The organism is Streptomyces sp. Tu 3180 (genome assembly GCF_009852415.1).
Lineage (GTDB): Bacteria > Actinomycetota > Actinomycetes > Streptomycetales > Streptomycetaceae > Streptomyces.
In genome coordinates, this window is sequence record NZ_WOXS01000002.1 from 6,483,530 (window position 1) to 6,503,651 (window position 20,122).

Annotated in this window: 18 protein-coding genes and 1 pseudogene; 3 read left to right on the forward strand and 16 right to left on the reverse strand. The window is 72.9% G+C overall.

The window, feature by feature from the left end:
* Positions 1–33: 33 nt before the first annotated feature.
* Positions 34–2,283, reverse strand: coding sequence for an MMPL family transporter (locus GL259_RS29890; protein WP_159536395.1), 2,250 nt, complete (start codon positions 2,281–2,283; stop codon positions 34–36).
* A 466-nt stretch (positions 2,284–2,749) separates the two neighbouring features.
* Between GL259_RS29890 and GL259_RS29895 the strand changes: the two genes are divergently transcribed.
* Together GL259_RS29895 and GL259_RS38985 are read left to right on the forward strand one after the other, a co-directional pair.
* A complete protein-coding gene (locus GL259_RS29895; RefSeq protein WP_159536396.1) occupies positions 2,750–3,298 on the forward strand; it encodes a DUF1697 domain-containing protein in 549 nt (182 codons plus the stop codon).
* A 60-nt stretch (positions 3,299–3,358) separates the two neighbouring features.
* Positions 3,359–3,570, forward strand: a pseudogene (locus tag GL259_RS38985) (disulfide bond formation protein DsbA); the annotation flags it as partial.
* Positions 3,571–3,592: 22 nt separating this feature from the next.
* Here the strand turns inward: GL259_RS38985 and GL259_RS29900 are convergent.
* From GL259_RS29900 to GL259_RS29970, 15 genes are all read right to left on the reverse strand, one after another.
* The gene (locus GL259_RS29900) at positions 3,593–4,339 is read right to left on the reverse strand and encodes a sirohydrochlorin chelatase (RefSeq protein WP_159536397.1); all 747 of its coding nucleotides are present in this window, start codon (positions 4,337–4,339) and stop codon (positions 3,593–3,595) included.
* Positions 4,340–4,347: 8 nt separating this feature from the next.
* Positions 4,348–5,244, reverse strand: a complete 897-nt coding sequence (locus GL259_RS29905; protein ID WP_159536398.1) for an ABC transporter permease — start codon at positions 5,242–5,244, stop codon at positions 4,348–4,350.
* Positions 5,231–6,019: an ABC transporter ATP-binding protein gene (locus GL259_RS29910; protein WP_159536399.1), complete on the reverse strand. Its 789-nt coding sequence runs from the start codon at positions 6,017–6,019 to the stop codon at positions 5,231–5,233. The genes GL259_RS29905 and GL259_RS29910 overlap by 14 nt, the downstream gene beginning before the upstream one ends.
* A gap of 46 nt (positions 6,020–6,065) precedes the next feature.
* A complete protein-coding gene (locus GL259_RS29915) occupies positions 6,066–7,169 on the reverse strand; it encodes an aliphatic sulfonate ABC transporter substrate-binding protein (protein WP_159536400.1) in 1,104 nt (367 codons plus the stop codon).
* 223 nt (positions 7,170–7,392) lie between these two features.
* Positions 7,393–8,727, reverse strand: a complete 1,335-nt coding sequence (locus GL259_RS29925; protein WP_159536402.1) for a GTP-binding protein — start codon at positions 8,725–8,727, stop codon at positions 7,393–7,395.
* A gap of 2 nt (positions 8,728–8,729) precedes the next feature.
* Positions 8,730–9,686, reverse strand: coding sequence for a sulfate adenylyltransferase subunit CysD (cysD, locus tag GL259_RS29930; protein WP_159536403.1), 957 nt, complete (start codon positions 9,684–9,686; stop codon positions 8,730–8,732).
* A gap of 91 nt (positions 9,687–9,777) precedes the next feature.
* Positions 9,778–10,314, reverse strand: coding sequence for an adenylyl-sulfate kinase (gene cysC / locus GL259_RS29935; RefSeq protein ID WP_159536404.1), 537 nt, complete (start codon positions 10,312–10,314; stop codon positions 9,778–9,780).
* 41 nt (positions 10,315–10,355) lie between these two features.
* Entirely contained in the window at positions 10,356–11,066 is a 711-nt protein-coding gene (locus GL259_RS29940) for a phosphoadenylyl-sulfate reductase (protein ID WP_159536405.1), read from the reverse strand.
* A complete protein-coding gene (locus tag GL259_RS29945) occupies positions 11,063–11,242 on the reverse strand; it encodes a hypothetical protein (protein WP_159536406.1) in 180 nt (59 codons plus the stop codon). Before GL259_RS29945 ends, GL259_RS29940 begins: the two co-directional genes overlap by 4 nt.
* A complete protein-coding gene (locus GL259_RS29950) occupies positions 11,239–12,936 on the reverse strand; it encodes a nitrite/sulfite reductase (protein ID WP_159536407.1) in 1,698 nt (565 codons plus the stop codon). Before GL259_RS29950 ends, GL259_RS29945 begins: the two co-directional genes overlap by 4 nt.
* 181 nt (positions 12,937–13,117) lie before the next feature.
* Complete coding sequence (locus GL259_RS39560; protein WP_310887545.1) at positions 13,118–13,201, reverse strand: putative leader peptide; 84 nt, start codon at positions 13,199–13,201, stop codon at positions 13,118–13,120.
* A gap of 185 nt (positions 13,202–13,386) precedes the next feature.
* The gene (locus GL259_RS29955; protein ID WP_159536408.1) at positions 13,387–13,959 is read right to left on the reverse strand and encodes a GNAT family N-acetyltransferase; all 573 of its coding nucleotides are present in this window, start codon (positions 13,957–13,959) and stop codon (positions 13,387–13,389) included.
* Between the two features lie 148 nt (positions 13,960–14,107).
* On the reverse strand, positions 14,108–15,427 hold the full coding sequence (locus tag GL259_RS29960; protein WP_159536409.1) for a hypothetical protein: 1,320 nt from the start codon (positions 15,425–15,427) through the stop codon (positions 14,108–14,110).
* 222 nt (positions 15,428–15,649) lie between these two features.
* On the reverse strand, positions 15,650–16,924 hold the full coding sequence (locus GL259_RS29965) for a GAF domain-containing protein (protein WP_159539091.1): 1,275 nt from the start codon (positions 16,922–16,924) through the stop codon (positions 15,650–15,652).
* Positions 16,925–17,242: 318 nt separating this feature from the next.
* A complete protein-coding gene (locus tag GL259_RS29970) occupies positions 17,243–18,877 on the reverse strand; it encodes an acyl-CoA dehydrogenase family protein (protein ID WP_159536410.1) in 1,635 nt (544 codons plus the stop codon).
* An 88-nt stretch (positions 18,878–18,965) separates the two neighbouring features.
* Between GL259_RS29970 and GL259_RS29975 the strand changes: the two genes are divergently transcribed.
* Positions 18,966–20,111 carry a YihY/virulence factor BrkB family protein gene (locus GL259_RS29975; RefSeq protein WP_159536411.1) on the forward strand — a complete coding sequence of 382 codons (1,146 nt, stop codon included), beginning with the start codon at positions 18,966–18,968 and terminating at the stop codon, positions 20,109–20,111.
* Positions 20,112–20,122: the final 11 nt, after the last annotated feature.

Sequence of the window (20,122 nt, forward strand, 5' to 3'; positions counted from 1 at the left end):
AGAACCGCCGGGCCCCGTCACGCGGCCGCGGGATCAGACCCGCACCGGCTCGCCCTCGTCGTCCCGCGCCTTCGGCGGTACCACCGCCTCCGGCGCCTCGTCGTGGGTCAGGTCGGGCATCCGGTGCAGCCACTTCGGCAGGTACCAGTTGCGCTCGCCGAGCAGCGCCATCACCGCCGGGAGCAGCACGCCCCGGATGATCGTCGCGTCGATGAGCACCGCCGCCGCGAGGCCCACGCCCATCTGCTTCATGGACTGCATGGACAGCGTCCCGAAGATCGCGAACACGGCGACCATGATGACCGCGGCGCTGGTGACGACCCCGGCCGTGGTGACCACACCGTGCCGGATCGCGTCCCGCGTCGTACGGCCCCGCATCCGGGCCTCGCGGATCCGGGAGACCACGAACACGTGGTAGTCCATCGACAGACCGAACAGGATCACGAAGAGGAACAGCGGCAGCCAGGTGATGATCGCGCCGACGCCCTCCGCGCCCACCAGGGACGCGCCCCAGCCGTGCTGGAAGACGGCCACCAGGATGCCGTACGCGGCGCCCACCGACAGCAGGTTCAGCACGATCGAGGTGATCGCGACCGTCAGCGAGCGGAAGGACAGCAGCATCAGCAGGAAGGCGAAGACCACCACGAAGACGAAGACCGGGACGACGGAGCCGACCAGCTGGTCGTTGAAGTCCTTCGAACCGGCGACCTGCCCGGTGATCGGCGCCTCGACGCCGTCCACCTCGCCGAGCGTCGCGGGCCGCACCTCGTCGCGCAGCCTGTCCAGGCTCTCGCCCGCCTTGTCCTGGTCGGAGCCGCCGACCAGCGGGACGTAGACGAAGGCGACGTTCTGCTGGTCGTGCAGCTTGATCTCGACCGGGCCGCGCGAGGCACCCGAACTGATCGCCCGCTCCCGGAACTCGGCCAGCGCGGACTTCACCTCGGGGGCGTTGATGTCGTCGGCTTTGACGACCACCTCGGCCGGCTCGGAGCCGCCCGGGAACGCCTCGTTGACCCGGTTGTACGTCTGCACGATCGGCAGCGAGTCGCCGAACTCCTGGTCCAGGGTCAGGTTCTGGGTCTTCATGCCGACCGCGGGGGCCGCGACCGCGAGCAGCGCACCGGTCGCCACCAGCACGGCGAGGACCGGCCTGGCGAGCACGCGGTCGAGCACGGCCCCCCAGAAGCGGCTGTCGTTGCCGCCGCCCGTGCGCCGCCTGCGCAGGAACGGCAGCCTGCCCTTCTCGACCCGCTCGCCCAGCAGCGACAGCAGCGCCGGCAGCACGGTCACGGAGCCGACCATGGCGACCGCCACGACCATCAGCGAGGCCAGGCCCATCGCCTCGAACTCGGCGAGCCCGGTGAACAGCATGCCCGCCATGGCCACGCACACCGTGACGCCGGAGACCACGATCGCCCGGCCGCTGGTCGCGGCGGCGATCCGCAGCGCGGTCTGCGCGTCCCGGCCGGCCGCCCGCTCCTCGCGCTCGCGGCGCAGGTAGAACAGGCAGTAGTCGACGCCGACGGCCAGACCGACCAGCAGCATCACCGAGTTGGCGGTCTCGCTCATCGGCTGCAGGTGGCTGACCAGGCCCATCAGGCCCATCGTCGCCATGATCGCGGTGATCGCCAGCGCCACCGGCAGCAGCGCCGCCACCAGCGCGCCGAACGCGATCAGCAGGATGCCGAGGGCCACCGGCACCGCCGAGTACTCGGCCTTCTTGAAGTCGTCGCCGAACGCGTCGTCGAACGTCTTCATCATGCTGGCGCCGCCGATCTCCTCGATCCGCAGCGACTCGTGGTCCTTCTGGACCTCCTGCACGGCGTTCAGCACCGGCTCGACCCGCTCACCGGCGGTGTCCGAGTCGCCGCGCATGTCGAACTGGACCAGCGCGCTGCGCCCGTCCTTCGAGATCGTGCGGCTCTCGTACGGCGACGTCACCTCCGTGACCTCACCGGTCTTCTCCACGGCCGCGACGACCGCGGCGACGGCGGACCGGAACGCGGCGTCCGTGGCCGTGAGGCCCTCGTCCCTGGCCTGGACGAGCACGGTCTCACTGGCCGGTTCCTCGATCCCGGCGTCCTCGATGATGCGGGCGGCGGTGCTGGTCTCCCCCTTGAGCTGGTCGCTGTCGGCGACGTCGACCCGGCCGGCGGCCGACCCGAGCCCCATCGCCAGCACCACGAACAGCACCCAGATGCCGACGGCCGCCCAGCGGTGCCGCGCGCTCCAGCCGCCGGCCCGGGCGGCGAAGCCCCGTACCCGCGAATCTCCGTTCCCCATGACGGGTTCGCTCCCTCGTGTACGGCAGCGACCCTCCTGCCGCCACCTTTCGCTCTTCGAAGGTATGGGCCGGATAAGGCCGTCTCGTCGTGCTGTCCGGTGAAGCTCGAAGGGCCGGAGTCATCCCCTCGGCGCCGCCGCCCTCCCCACTGGGGAGGACCGCGGTCCCTTACATCTATCCGGTGCCGTCGGGGCGGGGATCAGGGTGCCGGGGCCCGGCGCCCGTGGCCGGTCGCATCCGGTGCCGCGTGGCCGGTGGTGTCCGGCGCCCCGCGGCCCGGCCGTGTCCGGTCCGTCGGCGGAGATCCTCTTTGTCCTCCCACGGCTCTGTCGAATAAGTCACAGGGGCGTGTAGCGGTTGATCCGGGACCCGCCGTTCCGACAGAGTTTCCGCGCAGTCCGCCCGCGCGGATCCGGCCGTCGTGCCCGCCCCCACGGGGCACGACGGCCGACCTAGGGTGTGTGCATGGCGACGACGTACGCGGCGCTGCTGCGCGGGATCAACGTGGGCGGCAGCAGAAGAGTCCCGATGGCCGACCTGCGCGCCCTCATGGAGGGCCTCGGACACGACGGGGTGCGCACCCACCTCCAGAGCGGCCAGGCGGTGTTCACCTCCGGGCACGGCGACGAGGAGTCGCTGGCCGCCGAACTCGCGGCCGCGATCGAGAGGCACTTCGGCTTCGGCGTCGACGTGATCGTGCGCGACCACGCCTACCTGGCGGCGATCGCCGGAGCCTGCCCGTTCCCGGCCGCCGAGCTGGAGCCCGGGCAGCTCCACGTCACCTACTTCTCCGCGCCCGTCGGCCCCGAGCGCTTCGCCGGGATCGACCGGGCGGCCCACCTCCCCGAGGAGTTCCGCCTGGGCGACCGCGCGCTCTACCTGTACGCGCCGAACGGCCTGGGCCGCTCCGCGCTCGCCGAGCAGCTGGCCAGACCCCGCGTCAACCGGGGCGTGATCGCCACCACCCGCAACTGGAACACCGTCCTCAAACTCGTGGAGCTCACCCGTACCTGAACGCGACACCGCCGGGGGCGAACGCGCACGCGCAGCGGGAAGCGGCCCGGGGAGGAGCCCCGCCGCAGCCACGAGGCGGGCACGGAACCGGACTCGGGCGGCTACGTGGGGACGCCCACGGTCCACGCCGGCGGGACGGTGCGGTACGGCCCCGTGCCGCGGGCCGTCCCCCGGGGCGGGCGGCCGGACTCCTCGACAGCTTCCGGGTCCCGGCCGCCGGCCCCGGCTTCCTCGAACCGAAGCGGACCCGGACGGGCGGCCTGTCCTTCGGCCGGGGACGGCGGTGCCCGCGGGTCAGGCCCCGACCGCCGCCGGCACGGGCACCCGTGCCTCGTCGTACCGCTCCAGCAGCACCCGCGCCACCTCCGGCGCCGGGCCCAGGACGTCCGCCAGGACGTCCGCCCGGGCCGCGCCCCGCGCGATGCGGTCCGGCAGGAAACCGGGGGCCAGGACGTACGGGGCGACGGCGACGCGCGCGCAGCCGAGGGCGCGCAGTTCGCTCACCGCCTGCTCGGTGCGGGGCAGGGATGCGGAGGCGAACGCAGGCCGCACGGCGCACCAACCGGTGTGCCGCCACTCCCGCGCGATTTCTGCGATCACTGCGATCGCCTCCGGGTCGGTGGATCCCGCCGAGGCCAGCACGACCCCGGTCGAGGACTTGTCGGCGGGCGTCAGGCCCGCCTCGTACAGGCGCCGCTCCAGCGCCGAGAGGAGCAGCGGCGAAGGGCCCAGCACCTCGGCCTGGCGGATCCGCAGCCGCGGCGGCGCCTGGGCGAGGACCGCCGGGATGTCCGCCTTGGCGTGGAAGGCGCGGGTCAGCAGCAGCGGGAGGGCGACCACGTCACGGACGCCCTCCGCGTCCAGGGAATCCAGCACCCGCTCCACCGAGGGGAGGTTGAAGTCCAGGAAACCGGTCTCCACGCGCAGCCCCGGCCGCAGCGACCGCACCCGCCGCACCAGGGCGTGCACGGTCGCGGCGTGCCGCGGGTCGCGGCTGCCGTGGGCGACGACCACCAGGACGGGGCGGACCGGACGGTGCATGGTGTGCCTCAGCCCTTCACCAGCAGACCGCGGCTGCGCAGCACCCACCGCTCCAGCGGGCTGAAGATCAGCAGGTCGATGGCGATACCGACGGTCAGGATCAGCAGGATGGCCTCGAAGACCATGGCCATGTCGCTGGCGTTGCGGCCGTTCTCCAGCAGCTGGCCGAGGCCCACGCCGAGGTCCGGGAAGGACGCGATGATCTCCGCGGCCATCAGGGAACGCCAGGAGAACGCCCAGCCCTGCTTCAGGCCCGCCACGTAGCCGGGCAGCGCGGCCGGCAGGACGATGTGCCAGGTGCCCTTCAGCCCCGTCGCACCCAGGGTGCGGCCGGCCCGCAGGAACAGCGGGGGCACCTGGTCGACGCCGGAGACCAGGCCGTTGGCGATCGAGGGGACCGCGCCGAGCAGGATGACGGCGTACATCATCTGGTTGTTCAGTCCCAGCCAGATCACGGCCGGCGGCACCCAGGCCACCGACGGCAGCGACTGCAGACCGGACAGGATCGGGCCGATCGCCGCCCGCACGAACTTCACCCGCGCCACCAGCAGCCCGAGCGGGGTGCCGATCAGCAGCGCGAAGAAGAAGCCGAGCAGACCGCGCGAGACGCTGGTCCAGATGTAGCCGAGCAGCTCCCCCTGGAGCCACGCCTGCCGGACGACCTCCCACACGGCGCCCGGCGAGGGCAGCCTGGTCGGGTCGTCGACGATCCCGAACGAGACCAGGGCCTGCCACACCGCCAGCACCAGGGTGACGGCGATGACCGGCGGCAGGATCTTCTCCACGAAGGTCTGCCGGAACGGTTTGCGGCCGGTCTGCACCGTCTCCAGGGCGTCGAGTCCCGCCTCCAGTCCGGCGAGGTCGCCCCCGTCCTTGTCCTTCGCGGTGGTCTCAGTGCTGGCCATGACGGCGGATCTCCCCACGGAGTTCTTCGGTGATCTCGACGGACAGTTCCGCCACGGCGGTGTCCTCGATGCGGCGCGGGTGCGGGATGCCGACCGTCCACTCGCGGGCGATCCGGCCCGGACGGGAGGACAGCAGCACCACCCGCTGGGCGAGCCGGACGGCCTCGCGCACGTTGTGCGTGACGAACAGGACGGACAGCCGCGTCTCGTTCCAGATGCGGGTCAGCTCGTCGTGCAGCACGTCCCGCGTGATGGCGTCCAGCGCCGCGAACGGCTCGTCCATCAGCAGGAGCCTGCTCTCCTGGGCGATCGCCCGGGCCAGCGCCACCCGCTGCCGCATACCGCCGGACAGCTCGTGCACCCGCTTGCCGTGCGAGCCCTTCAGCCGGACGAGTTCGAGCAGCTCCTCGGCGCGGCCGCGGCGCTCGTTCTTCGGCACGCCCCTGAGCTTCAGGGCGAGCTCGATGTTCTTGCCCGCGGTCAGCCACGGGAACAGCGCGTGCTCCTGGAACATCAGCGCCGGACGGCCGTCCGTGCTGATCGTGCCGGCCGTGGGGCGGTCGAGGCCCGCGACCAGGTTCAGCAGCGTCGACTTGCCGCAGCCCGAGGCACCCAGAAGGGTGACGAACTCGCCGGGCGCGACATCGAGGCTGATGTCGTCCAGCACGAGCTGTCGCCCGGCGGGGCCGGCGAACGACTTCGAGACGTGCTCGATCCGGGCGGCGTGCGTGGCCGCCCCGGTGTCGTCGGCGGCCTTGGCGAGGGTCGTGGCCATGGTCGTCACCTCCTGGGGACTCTTCGTGATCCTGGCTGATCCGGGACTACTCGGCGCCGAGTCCGGCGTCGTCGACGGCGGGCTCGCCCGCGGCCTCGAGGACCTCGTTGAGCAGCGTGAGGTCGTAGATGCCGGTCAGGTCGGGCTCGTCCAGCAGCCCGGCCTTGACGGCGTGCTCCGCCTGGGCGTCGAGGGTGGCGGCCAGCGGGTCGTCGGTGAACCGGATCGACTCCCACGCCGGGTCCAGCACCTCGGCGGGCAGCGCCTTGCCGGAGTCGGTCCTCAGCTGCTCGTTCGCGGCGGCCTTCGCCTCGTCCGGGTGGGCGTTGATCCACTCGTTGGTCTCGACGGACGCCCTCAGCACCGCCTCGACGGCCTCGGGGTGCTCCGCCAGGAACTCCTGGCGCACGATGATGTTCGTGATCACGAACTTCTCGTCCGGCCACAGGGACGCCTCGTCCAGCAGCACCTCGCCGCCCTGCGCGACCAGCTTCGAAGCGGTCGGCTCCGGCACCCAGGCGCCGTCGATCGAGCCGGCGGCGAAGGCGTCCGGGGTGACCTTGTTGTCGCTGCGGACGACGGTCACGTCGCCCTTGCCGCTCTGCGCGTCGACCTTCCAGCCCTGCTCGGCGGCCCAGTTGAGGAACGCGACGTCCTGGGTGTTGCCGAGCTGCGGGGTCGCGATCCGCTTGCCCTCGACGTCCTCCAGGGACTCCACCCGGTCCGGGTTCACCACGAGCTTCACGCCGCCGGACGCCGAACCGCCGATGATCCGCAGGTTCTTGCCGCCCGACTTGGTGTAGCCGTTGACGGCCGGGGACGGCCCGATGAAACCGATGTCGAGGGAACCGGAGTTGAGCGCCTCGATCTCGGACGGTCCCGCGTTGAAGACCGCGTACGTGGCCCTGGTGGCGCCGAGCTCCTTCTGGAAGAAGCCCTTCTTGTTGCCCACCAGCGCGGTGCCGTGGGTGAGGTTGCCGAAGTAGCCGATCCTGACGGCGTCGAGGCCGTCGGTCTTCTTCGCCCCGGCGGCGACCTGGGCGGTGCCGTCGTCCTTGGCCTGGGAGCCGTAGCCGCAGGCGGCCAGGGTGAGCAGCGGAAGCACGGCCATGACCGCGAGGGCGCGGCGCAGGGCGGTGGTGGCAGGCACGGGAGGCTTTCCTCTCGTTGGCCCGGCGGTCACGGTCTCTCAGGTCGTGGCCGGGAGATCGGCGGGTTTTCGTCTGCGGCGGTGGGGGGTGAGGGCGCGCGAGCGGTGCGCGCACGTCATCGCGCACATCGGGCCACTCCGCCCTGCCCGCTGCCGAGAGCACCGCTGCCGACGCGGCCGCCCTCCTTCGCGAACGTGGAGTAGACATCGGTGGGGTTCATGCTCAGAAGTCCCACCCGTCGTCCTCGGCCTCGTCCTTGACGGGCTCCGGGTCGGCGAAGGACTCGCCGACCATGCCCGCGGTGAGGGTGGTGCCGTCACTGGGGTCGATGAGGATGAACGAGCCGGTGCGCCGCGAGTTCGAGTAGGAGTCGGCCGGCAGCGGCTCGGCGGTGCGGATCTTCACCCGGCCGATGTCGTTGGCGACGAGCCGTCCCGGGTGCGGGTGCAGGGACAGGTCGTCGAGCGTGAGCCGGGCCGGGATGTCCTTGACGATCGCCTTGACCGTGCGGGTGCCGTGCTTGATCAGCACCCGGTGGCCGACGGTCAGCGGCTGGTCGGCGACGTGGCACACGGTGGCCTCGACGTCCTGCGTGGTGGCCGGCGCGTCCTTGCTCGGGACGATCAGGTCGCCGCGGGAGATGTCGATGTCGTCGGCCAGCAGCAGCGTCACCGACTGCGGGGTCCAGGCGACGTCGACGGGCCTGCCCAGCAGGTCGATCCCGGTGATCGTCGTCGTCCGGCCGGACGGCAGCACGGTCACCGCGTCGCCCACCCGGAACGTGCCCGCGGCGATCTGGCCGGCGTAGCCCCGGTAGTCCGGGTGCTCGGCGCTCTGCGGGCGGATCACGTACTGCACGGGCAGCCGGGCGTGGCAGTGCGCCAGGTCGTGGCTGACCGGGACGGTCTCCAGGTGCTCCAGCACGGTCGGGCCGCCGTACCAGTCCATGTGCGCGGACGGCTCCACCACGTTGTCGCCGACCAGCGCGGAGATCGGGATCGCGGTGACCTCGGGGACGCCCAGCTCGGTCGCGTACGCCGTGAACTCCTCGGCGATCCTCGCGAACACCGGCTCCCGGTAGTCGACCAGGTCCATCTTGTTGACGGCGAGGACGACGTGCGGGACGCGCAGCAGGGCGGCTATCGCGGCGTGCCGGCGGGTCTGCTCGACCACGCCGTTGCGGGCGTCGACCAGGATCACGGTCAGCTCGGCCGTCGAGGCGCCGGTGACCATGTTCCGCGTGTACTGCACGTGGCCGGGGGTGTCGGCGAGGATGAACCGGCGCCGCGGGGTGGCGAAGTAGCGGTAGGCGACGTCGATGGTGATGCCCTGCTCCCGCTCGGCCCGCAGGCCGTCGGTGAGCAGCGCGAGGTCGGGCGCCTCCTGACCCCGGCTCGCCGACGCCCGCTCCACGGCCTCCAGCTGGTCGGCGAGGACCGACTTGGAGTCGTGCAGCAGCCGGCCCACCAGGGTGGACTTGCCGTCGTCGACGGAACCGGCGGTGGCGAACCGCAGCAGGGTGGTGGCCGAGAGCTCCTCGGTCGTGGTGGTGCTCATCTCTAGAAGTACCCCTCGCGCTTGCGGTCTTCCATCGCGGCCTCGGAGAGCTTGTCGTCGGCGCGGGTGGCCCCGCGCTCGGTGAGCCGGGAGGCGGCGATCTCGGCGATCACCTTCTCGATGGTGTCGGCGTCGGATTCCACCGCACCGGTGCAGGACATGTCGCCCACGGTCCGGTAGCGGACCAGCCGCTTCTCGACCTTCTCGCCGTCCTTCGGGCCGCCCCACTCGCCGGCGGTCAGCCACATGCCGCCGCGCCGGAACACCTCGCGCTCGTGCGCGTAGTAGATCTCCGGCAGCTCGATGCCCTCCCGGGCGATGTACTGCCACACGTCCAGCTCGGTCCAGTTGGACAGCGGGAACACGCGCACGTGCTCACCGGGGGCGTGCCGGCCGTTGTAGAGGTTCCACAGCTCGGGACGCTGACGGCGCGGGTCCCACTGGGAGAACTCGTCACGCAGCGAGAACACCCGCTCCTTCGCCCGTGCCTTCTCCTCGTCCCGGCGCCCGCCGCCGAACACGGCGTCGAACCGCTCGCCCTGGATCTTCTCGGTGAGCGGCAGGGTCTGCAGCGGGTTGCGGGTGCCGTCCGGGCGCTCCTTGAGCACCCCGCGGTCGATGTAGTCCTGCACGGACGCGACGTGCAGGCGCAGTCCGTGCCGGGCGACCGCGCGGTCCCGGTAGTCCAGGACCTCGGGGAAGTTGTGCCCGGTGTCCACGTGCAGCAGCGCGAACGGCACCGGCGCCGGCGTGAACGCCTTCAGCGCCAGGTGCAGCATGACGATGGAGTCCTTGCCGCCGGAGAACAGGATCACCGGGTTCTCGAACTCGCCCGCCACCTCGCGGAAGATGTGCACCGCCTCGGATTCGAGGGCGTCCAGGTGGGAGAGGGCGTACGGGCTCTCCGCACCGGCCGCGCCCTCGTCGCCTTCCTTGACCGTGGCGACGGTCGTCGTCATGCTGCGCCCCTTTCGTTCGCTTCTCCGCCCGTGCGGCGCGCAGGTGCCGCCTTCGTGGTCGACCGCGGCCGGGTGGCCGCACGTGCGTCGCTCACAGGAGTCCCCTCTCGCTGAGCAGGGCGTACACCGACGCCGCGGACTCCCGCACGGTCTGGTTCTGGGACTCGATCCGCAGATCGGGCGTCTCGGGCTCCTCGTAGGGGTCGTCCACCCCGGTGAGCCCGGTGAGTTCGCCCGTGGCCTGCTTGGCGTACAGACCCTTCACGTCGCGCACGGAGCAGACCTCGACCGGCGTCGCCACGTGCACCTCGACGTACGGCGTGCCGTTCGCCTCGTGCCGCTTGCGGACCGCGTCCCGGCTGTCGGCGTACGGCGCGATCACCGGGACGAGCGCGGTGACGCCGTTGCGGGCGAGGAGTTCGGCGACGAAGCCGATGCGCTGGACGTTGGTGTGCCGGTCCTCGCGGCTGAAGCCGAGGCCCGCGGAGAGGAACTCGCGGATCTCGTCGCCGTCGAGCACCTCGACGCGGCGGCCCCGCTCACGCAGCCGGCCGGCCAGCTCGTGGGCGATGGTGGTCTTGCCGGCGCTCGGCAGACCCGTGAGCCAGACGGTGGCTCCGGTCGTCACGTGACTCTCCTGGGGGTGAGGGGTCGCAGTCTGAGGGGCCGTCATCCGTGCAGCCCGCACTCGGTCTTGGCGCGGCCCGCCCAGCGGCCGGCGCGGGCGTCCTCGCCCTCCAGCACACGGCGGGTGCAGGGGGCGCAGCCGACGGAGGCGTAGCCGTCCGTCAGCAGCGGGTTGGTCAGCACGCCGTGCTCGGCGACGTAGGCGTCCACGTCGTCCTGGGTCCAGCGGGCGATCGGGGAGATCTTCACCTTCCGCCGCTTCTCGTCCCAGCCGACGACCGGGGTGTTCGCCCGGGTCGGGGACTCGTCGCGGCGCAGGCCGGTCGCCCAGGCCACATAGCCCTGCAGGCCCTCCTCCAGCGGCCTGACCTTGCGCAGGGCGCAGCACAGGTCCGGGTCGCGGTCGTGCAGCTTCGGGCCGTACTGGGCGTCCTGCTCGGCGACCGTCTGGCGCGGGGTCAGGGTGATGACGTTGACGTCCATCACGGCCTCCACCGCGTCCCGGGTGCCGATGGTCTCCGGGAAGTGGTAGCCGGTGTCGAGGAACACCACGTCGACGCCGGGCAGGGCGCGCGAGGCGAGGTGGGCGACCACCGCGTCCTCCATCGAGGAGGTCACGCAGAAGCGCTTGCCGAAGGTCCGCGCGGCCCACTGGAGGATCTCCAGCGCGGAGGCGTCCTCCAGGTCGCGGCCGGCCCGCTCGGCCAGCGCCTTCAGGTCCTCGGTGGTGCGCTCTTCCTGAACAGCCGTCATGTCCGGTCCCCTCCCGTGTCGGATCGCTCGAGCCCCCGGGCGAGCAGCCCGCGGAACTTCAGCTGGAAGGCTCGGTTGCACGCCGCGCATTCCCAGGCCCCGTGGCCCTCCTCGCCGGGGCGCAGGTCCTCGTCGCCGCAGTAGGGGCAGTAGAAGGGCGCCGCGCGCTCGCTCACGACAGGGCCTCCTCGGAGGCCCGGCCGACCCAGGCGGCGAACCGCTCGCCGTCCTCGCGCTCCGCCTGGAAGCGCTTCAGCACCCGCTCGACGTAGTCGGGCAGTTCGTCCGCGGTGACCTTCAGGCCGCGCACCTTGCGGCCGAAGCCCGCCTGAAGGCCGAGCGCGCCGCCGAGGTGCACCTGGTAGCCCTCGACCTGCCGGCCCTCGTCGTCGAGGACCAGCTGGCCCTTGAGACCGATGTCCGCCACCTGGATGCGGGCGCAGGCGTTCGGGCAGCCGTTGAGGTTGATGGTGATCGGCTCGTCGAAGTCCGGGATGCGGCGCTCGAGTTCGTCGATCAGCGAGGCGCCGCGCGCCTTGGTCTCGACGATGGCGAGCTTGCAGAACTCGATGCCGGTGCAGGCCATCGTGCCGCGCCGGAAGGGGGAGGGCCTGGCGCTGAGGTCCAGCGCCTCCAGGGACTCGACGAGGGAGTCGACCCGGTCCTCCTCGACGTCGAGGACGATCATCTTCTGCTCGACGGTGGTCCGCACCCGGCCCGAGCCGTGGGCCTCCGCGAGGTCGGCGATCTTGGTGAGCGTGGTGCCGTCGACGCGGCCGACGCGCGGGGCGAAACCGACGTAGAAGCGGCCGTCCTTCTGGCGGTGCACACCGATGTGGTCGCGCCACTGCTGCACCGGCTGCTCGGGCGCGGGACCGTCGGTCAGCCTGCGCCCCAGGTACTCGTCCTCCAGCACCTGACGGAACTTCTCCGCGCCCCAGTCGGCGACCAGGAACTTCAGCCGGGCCCGGTTGCGCAGCCGGCGGTACCCGTAGTCGCGGAAGATCGACAGGACACCCTCGTAGACGTCCGGGACGTCCTCCAGCGGCACCCAGGCGCCCAGCCGCACGCCCAGCTTGGGGTTGGTGGACAGGCCGCCGCCGACCCACAGGTCGAAGCCCGGCCCGTGCTCGGGGTGGCGGACGCCGACGAACGCGACGTCGTTGATCTCGTGCACCACGTCCAGCGCCGGCGAACCGGAGATGGCCGTCTTGAACTTGCGGGGGAGGTTCGAGTACGCCTTGTTGTTCAGCACGCGGCGCTTCATCTCCTCCAGCGCCGGGGTGCCGTCGATGATCTCGTCCTCGGCGATGCCGGCGACGGGGGAGCCGATCATCACGCGGGGGGTGTCGCCGCAGGCGGTGACGGTGGACAGGCCGACGCCCTCGAGGCGGTCCCAGATCTCGGGCACGTCCTCGATGCGGATCCAGTGGTACTGGACGTTCTGCCGGTCGGTGATGTCGGCGGTTCCGCGCGCGAACTCCTGCGAGATCTCGCCGATCACCCGCAGCTGCCGGGTGGTCAGCGCGCCGCCGTCGATGCGCACCCGCAGCATGAAGTACTCGTCGTCCAGCTCCTCCGGCTCCAGGACCGCGGTCTTGCCGCCGTCGATCCCGGGCTTGCGCTGGGTGTAGAGGCCCCACCACCGCATCCGGCCGCGCAGATCGCTCGGGTCGATCGAGTCGAACCCGCGCTTGGAGTAGATCGTCTCAATACGTGTCCGCACGTTGAGACCGTCGTCGTCCTTCTTGAACTGCTCGTTGCCGTTGAGGGGGGTGAAGTGCCCCACGGCCCACTGCCCCTCTCCGCGGTGACGGCTCACCTTGCGGCGGGGAGTCGCGGCGGCGGGCTTCTGCGGGGTGGCGGCCATGGTGGATACGTCCTTCGGGACAGCGACGGATGGTGTCGGTGCGTGGCGCCCTCGGTGCAAGGTGGCGGTCGGGCGACGGGCGGAAGGCTCTGACCTGCGCGTACGGGGGCAGGTCAGAGGTGCGCGTCATTGCGCGGGGAGGGGGGGCGGGGAGAGGGGTGCCGGGCGCTGCCGGGTGCTCTCAGCGCGCCGGACAGATGGCGCTGGACATGCGGCCGAGGTCGACGTGCCGCCGACTCACCAAGGCGATTCCAGTTCCAGGCATGGCGGAAGCGTGTCACGGCGATCTGGACACAGTCCACCTTCATCCAAGATGTGGACACCCTTGTCTCGTCATGAGAGACAAGGGTGTCCTTGGTCACACATGCCGCGGGAGGTCTTGTCCGCACCGGCCGGGGGAGGCGGGCCCCCGGCACGGGCGCCGGGCGGGGCGGGCCCCCGGCGCCGGGGTCAGGCGGGGCGGGCCCCCGGCCACGGGCCCGGCGTGGCCACGTCCGGCTCCTCCTCCACCTTGGTGTCGAACAGCCTGAAGCCCCGGCGCCGGTAGTTGTCCATGGCGTGCTCGCCGTCCTTGCTGCACGTGTGCAGCCACACCCGGGTGGTCGGCTTCACCCCCGGCCAGCGCTCCGCCAGGTCCCAGGCGCGGGCGGTCCCGTACGACAGCAGGTGCCCGCCGATGCGCCGGCCCCGGAAGCCGGGCAGCAGCCCGAAGTAGACGATCTCCACGACCCCGTCGTCCTGGGACTCCAGCTCCACGTACCCCGCGGGCGTCCCGCGGTCGTAGGCCACCCAGGTCTCCACGCCGGGCCGGTCCAGGTGCTCCAGCCACTGCGCGTACGTCCAGCCCAGCCGGTCGGTCCAGCGGATGTCACCGCCGACCGAGGCGTACAGGAAACGGCTGAACTCGGGCGAGGGCACCTCGGAGCGGACGACCCGCACGTCCCCCTCGGGCACGGCGGCCGGAAGGAGATCGGTGGGCGCGGTCTGCTCCAGGGACCAGGTGGTCACGGCGATGGTCGTCATGTCCGAAAGGGAACCACCCGGTGCGCGTTCCTGTCGAACGCCTGATCAAGGCGCGGACGGCCCTGGGGGGTGTCGTTTGGATCAGGCCGACTCCAGGCAACGGTGCCTTGCAGACCCCGCGACCCCGGCAAGATCCAAACGACACCCCCTAGTCCAGGGAGCGGTCGACCGAGGCCAGCGGCAGGGCGAACAGCGTCCGGCCGGACTGGGACCAGACCTCGCCCGTCTCCTGCCAGTAGGACAGGGACGCCGCCCGGCCGCTCCAGCAGCGGTGCGTCTCGTCCGCGCCGCACCGGGTGGGCCGGGCCCCGTCCAGGTCCTGCCGCCACAGCGAGCCGCGCTCCTCCGGCGTCCCGGTCATCCGGCCCAGGTACCAGCCCGACCGGTACGACAGCACGCCGCGCACACCGGTCAGCTCCGTCTCGTACGCCTCGACCGCCTCCGCCCGTGACGCCGGGTCCGTGGCCAGCAGGCCCGTCCGCTCCGGGGCGTCGCTGAACGCGTACCGCCACAGCCGGGTCGGCCCGTCGTGGTCCTCGGGCACCGCCTCGTGCGCGACCAGGCTGTCCGGCGCGGTGCTGCGGTCCAGGGAGATGCCGCCCGGCCGGGGGGCGCCCGCGCCGGCCGTCCGGTAGGAGGCGACGGCCGGCAGCACGTACCGTGCCCCGGCCGCCGACCAGCCGCCGGGCACCCGGCCGACCGGCGTGCCGTCCACGGTGGCCCGCAGCACCCGGTCCAGGTCGTACACGTACAGCGCGCCGTCCTCCCCGCGTCCCGCGGTGACCAGCAGTTTGTCCTGGTACCAGACCATGCCGGACACGGAGGAGCCGAGCCCGCGGTAGTCCCGGCCGCCGTCCACCGGGACGGCCAGCAGGGCCCAGGTGTAGCGCAGGCCGGCGGGGTCACCGGCGTCGACGAAGGCGACGCGGGCGAGCCCGCGCCCGGCGGTGGCGGCGCCGTCCCGCGCCGCCGTGTCCCCCGTCCCCTCAGCGCCCTCGTGGCTCCAGCCGGAGAGGACCACCCGGTGCCCGCCCCAGCGCCCGTCGTCGTCCGCGTCCCCGGAGGTGGTGACCGCGCCGGACCGCCAGCCGTCGGTGCCGGCCCAGCAGTAGGCCCGGGTGGCGGCCGGCTCGACCGGCAGGGCGCGCCGGTCGTCGGCCGGGCAGTCCTGCGCGTCGCGCAGGACGCCGTCGGGGTCGGCCAGCACGGCGCCGACGCCGACGGGCCGGCCCATCCCGGAGGAGAGCCGGTCGAGCCAGTCCCGCGGGACCTGGTGCTCGGTCAGCCGCAGCGGCGCGGTCCCGGCGGACGCGGTGAGGGGCCGCAAGGCGCCCGGATCGTCGGCGTCGGTGGCCTGGGAGGCGCTGATCATGGTGGCCGCCGCGGTGAGCGCGAGGGCGGTACCGGCCAGCGCGGCCCGCAGCGCCCTGCCCCGCCTGCGCCGACGGTGCCTGCCGCGATGCTTCATGACGTCCTCCCGAGACGAGCCAACTGCGTCCGGTGATCCGTGGGTTGACCGTGGAGCAGATGGGGTGGCCCGTCCCGGGATGCTACGGCAGGGGAGCGCCGTGGAAGGCGAAGACCCTGCAAATGTGGGGAATCCGCAACCTCCTGGGTGAGGCGGTGAGCATGTGGGTGCAGGCCCGGGCGTGCGGGCCGGGGCGGGTGAGCGCCCGCGGGGCGCGGTGTCCTACCGCCCCGCCGCCCGCGTCCGCCGTCCGTCCGGCGCCGGGGCCGCCGAGTGGGGGAGGAGGTCGCGGGGGCCGTCCGGGAGGAGGACGCCGACCTCGGCGTTCTCCACGAAGCGGTACGGACGGTGGTCCAGCAGACCGCCCAGATAGCGCCGGATCCGGGACATCTCCGCACGCACCGTCACCGTGCGCGCCGGGTCGCCGAAGACGTCCTGGGCCAGCCCGGCGGCGCTGCGCCCCGAGCGGTGCACGGCCAGCAGGTACAGCAACTCGGCGTGCCGCGGACTCAGTTCCCGCGTCCACGAGTCCGCGCCGTCGGACACCTCCACCGACCGGCGGCGCGGATCCCTGAGGTCCAGCACGATCCGGGTCGCGTCGCGGGTCACCGGTTCGTCCGCCGCCCGCACCAGCCAGCCCCCGGCCAGCGGCTCCAGCGAGCACCGCCCCAGCGCCGGCAGCCACCGCATCCCCGCCGACACCGACCCGGGCAGCGCCAGCCGCCGCGTGTACGGCATCCCGGTGACCGCCGCCGTCCACCCGTGCCGGTCCACGACCAGGGCCCGCCCGTCGATCCGGGCCAGCACCGGCGCCGCCACCGCGCGCAGCCGCTCCAGCGACTCCAGGTGCATCTCCCGCAGCCGCGCCTCGGCCAGCTTGGCCACCGAGTCGACCCAGGACAGCGTGGCCGGGTGCATCGTCTCCAGCGGACCGCTCACGTCCACCACGCCGATCAGCCGCCCGTCCCGGGGGTCCGTCAGCGGCGCCCCGGCACAGGTCCAGGTGGCGTGCGAGCGCACGAAGTGCTCGGAGGCGAAGACCTGCACCGGACGCCGGGCCACCGCCGGCGTGCCCACCCCGTTGGTGCCGACGACCTCCTCACGCCAGTCCGCGCCGACCTCGAAGCCCAGCCCGTCGGCCTTGCGCAGCACCGGCGCGCTGCCCTCCCGCCACAGCACCCGGCCCTCCTCGTCGGCCACCACCATGATGTGGTGGGCGACGTCCGCGACCGACAGCAGTCCCTCCCGCAGCACCGGCAGCACGTGCCGCAGCCGGGAGGACTCCCGCCGCCGCTGCACCTCCTCGCGGGACAGCAGCCCGCTGCGGACGTCGCGGTCCGGGTCGACGCCGCTGCGCAGCATCCGCTCCCAGGACTGCCCGATCACCGGGCGCGGGGCGACGGGCGTGGGCTGTCCGGCGAGCGCGGCGGAGCGGACCTGGCTCAGCACCCGGGCCGCCCGCGTCGTGTCGACGGCGGTCAGCCGCGTCACGTCCATCGGCGAGAGCGCCACTGGTCCTCCCGGGGCAGGGCCCGGAGGGCAGCCGCCCGTACGACCCGCCGGCCGCGCCCCCGAGATCCGTTCTGACTGTCGGTCTCATACTGCCGTCTGCCCCCGGCCGAGATGCCCAGTACGGCACGGCGGCGGCAAGTTGCAACCCCCTGCAACCCTGGTGGACGGCCCCGTATTGCTTGAAACTTGAGCGACGCCGTCCCGAGCGGCGGTCACGGCTCTCAAGGGGTCCGTGCGGCGGGGGTGGTGCCGTGTCGGCGCAGCACCACCCCCGCGTCGCGCCCGCCGCCCGGGACGAGCGCCTCAGGACACCGGCCGGGCCCGCTCCACCACCGACGCCAGGTCGAGCGTGTGCGGCAGCGTCCCGAAGGCCGCGCCCCCGTCGCCGCCCAGCCGCGCCGCGCAGAACGCGTCCGCCACCTCCGGCGGCGCGTACCGCACCAGCAGCGATCCCTGGAGCACCAGCGCCAGCCGCTCCACCAGCCGCCGCGCCCGTCCCTCGACGCCCTCCAGGTCCGCCAGTTCGGTCAGCAGGTTCTTGATCGCCCCGTCCAGCCGGTGATCGGCCCCGCGCGCCTGCCCGACCTCCCGCAGGTACGCGTCCAGCGCCCCCGGCTCCCGGCGCAGCGCCCGCAGCACGTCCAGCGCCTGGACGTTGCCCGCGCCCTCCCAGATCGAGTTCAGCGGCGACTCGCGCACCAGCCGGGGCATCCCCGACTCCTCGACGTACCCGTTGCCGCCGAGGCACTCCGCAGCCTCCACCGCGACCGGCGCGCACCGCTTGGTCACCCAGTACTTGGCCGCCGGCACCGCGATCCGCAGCAGCGCCCGCTCCTGCTCACCGCCGTCGTCGTACGCCGCCGCCAGCCGCAGCGCCAGCGTGGTGGCCGCCTCCGACTCCAGTGCCAGATCCGCGAGCACGTTGCGCATCAGCGGCTTGTCGACGAGCTTCCCGCCGAACGCCTCGCGATGCGAGCAGTGGTGGACCGCCTGCGCCACGGCCTGCCGCATCAGCCCCGCCGATCCCAGGACGCAGTCGAGCCGGGTCGCCGCCACCATCCCGATGACGGTGCGCACCCCGGCGCCCTCGTCGCCGACCCGGCGCGCCCACGTCCCGTCGAACTCGACCTCGGCGGAGGCGTTGGACCGGTTGCCCAGCTTGTCCTTGAGCCGCTGGATGAGGAACACGTTGCGCGTGCCGTCCGCCAGCACGCGCGGCACCAGGAAGCAGGTGAGGCCCCCGGGCGCCTGCGCCAGCACCAGGAAGGCGTCCGACATGGGTGCCGAACAGAACCACTTGTGCCCGGTCAGCTCGTACGCGCCGTCCTCGGCCAGCGGCCGGGCGGCCGTCGTGTTCGCCCGCACGTCGCTGCCGCCCTGCTTCTCCGTCATCCCCATGCCGAACAGGACGCCGGGCTTGTGGTGGGCGGGCCGCAGCTCACGGTCGTAGACCGTCGACGTCAGCCGGGGTTCCCACTCGGCGGCCAGCTCCGGGTCCGTGCGCAGGGCGGGGACCGCCGCGTGGGTCATCGACAGCGGGCAGCCGTTGCCCGCCTCCACCTGGGTCCACACCACGAACGCCGCCGCCCGCCGCACGTGCCCGCCCGGCCTTCCCCAGGCCGCCGTCAGCCCCGCGGAGACGCCCTTGCCGAGCAGCCGGTGCCAGGCCGGATGGAACTCGACCTCGTCGATCCGGTGGCCGTAGCGGTCGTGGGTGCGCAGCCGCGGCGGATGCCCGTCGGCCAGCACACCCCACTCCTGCACCTGCGCGGACCCGGCGGTCCGCCCCAGCCCCGACAGCTCGGAGAGGGCCTCGTCCAGCAGGCCGGGATCCAGGTGCCGCCCGACCGCCTCCGCCAGGGCGCGGTCGGCGCCGAACACGTCGTACTGCACCAGCGGTGGAGCCTGGTTGGTCACGGTGTGCGTGGTGCGTGCCATGCGTCGAACGTACCCCGCAGTAAGCCCGTCTCACTCGGCGGTTCCGCCTGGGATGAGTGCGGCCGGGCGCGACGGATACCTTTAGTGCGTGCAGCCAGCAAGTGAAACCCCCGACGCGCCCTCCGGCCGCCTCCACCGGGCCCGGGCCCTCTACCGGAACGTCTCCAAGCGCAGGACGGCCTGGCTGCTGCTCAAGGACACCGTCAACTCGTGCGTGGAGTACCGCATCCTGGGCCTGGCCGCCGAGGCGGCGTTCTTCACGCTGCTGTCGGTGCCCCCGCTGCTGCTCAGCATGATCGGCCTGCTCGGCTACGTCGACGCCTGGACCGGCGCCGACACCATCCAGAGCCTGCAGCGCAACCTCCTGGAGGCATCCCGCACGGTGCTGTCCGACCGGGGCGTGAGGGAGGTCGCGGAGCCGATCCTGCGGGACGTGACCAAGGGCGGCCGGCCCGACGTCATCTCCCTCGGCTTCCTGATCGCCGTGTGGTCGGGCTCCCGCGCGGTGAACGTCTTCATCGACACCATCACCGTCATGTACGGCCTCGACGGCGTGCGGGGCATCGTCAAGACCCGGCTGCTGGCCTTCCTGCTGTTCATCGTGGCCCTGCTGATCGGCTCGGTCGCGCTGCCGCTGATGGTGGCCGGCCCGGACGCGGTCGTGCGGATCGTGCCCTGGTCGACGACGCTCGTCCAGATCCTGTACTGGCCGGTCGTGATCCTGCTGTCCGTCGCCTTCCTGACCACGCTGTACCACGTCTCCGTGCCCGTGCGCTCCCCGTGGATCGAGGACGTGCCCGGCGCGCTGGTCGCCCTCGCCATGTGGGTGCTGGGCAGCTTCCTGCTGCGGATCTACCTGACCAACACGGTCGAGGGCCCCACCATCTACGGCTCCCTCGCGGCCCCCGTCGCCGTCCTGCTGTGGATCGGCGTGTCCGCGTTCGCCGTCCTCGTCGGCGCCGCGGTCAACGCCGCCATCGACCGCGTCTGGCCGGCCGCGGCGACGGCCGCGGCCCGCGAGGCCAACGAGCGGCTGCGCCAGGCCCAGGTCGCCGAGTACGTCGCCCGCACCGCCGCCGCGGCCGGCGGGGCCGACCCCGACATGCCCTCCGAGTTCCCCGAACGCTGGTCCCGCTTCCTGCCGCCGGAGGACGTCACGGCACGGCTGCGCACGCACGTGAGGACCACCCACCAAAGGAACGGGGAGGGACCGGCGGACGACGAGGAGAAGTGAGGCGCCGGCCC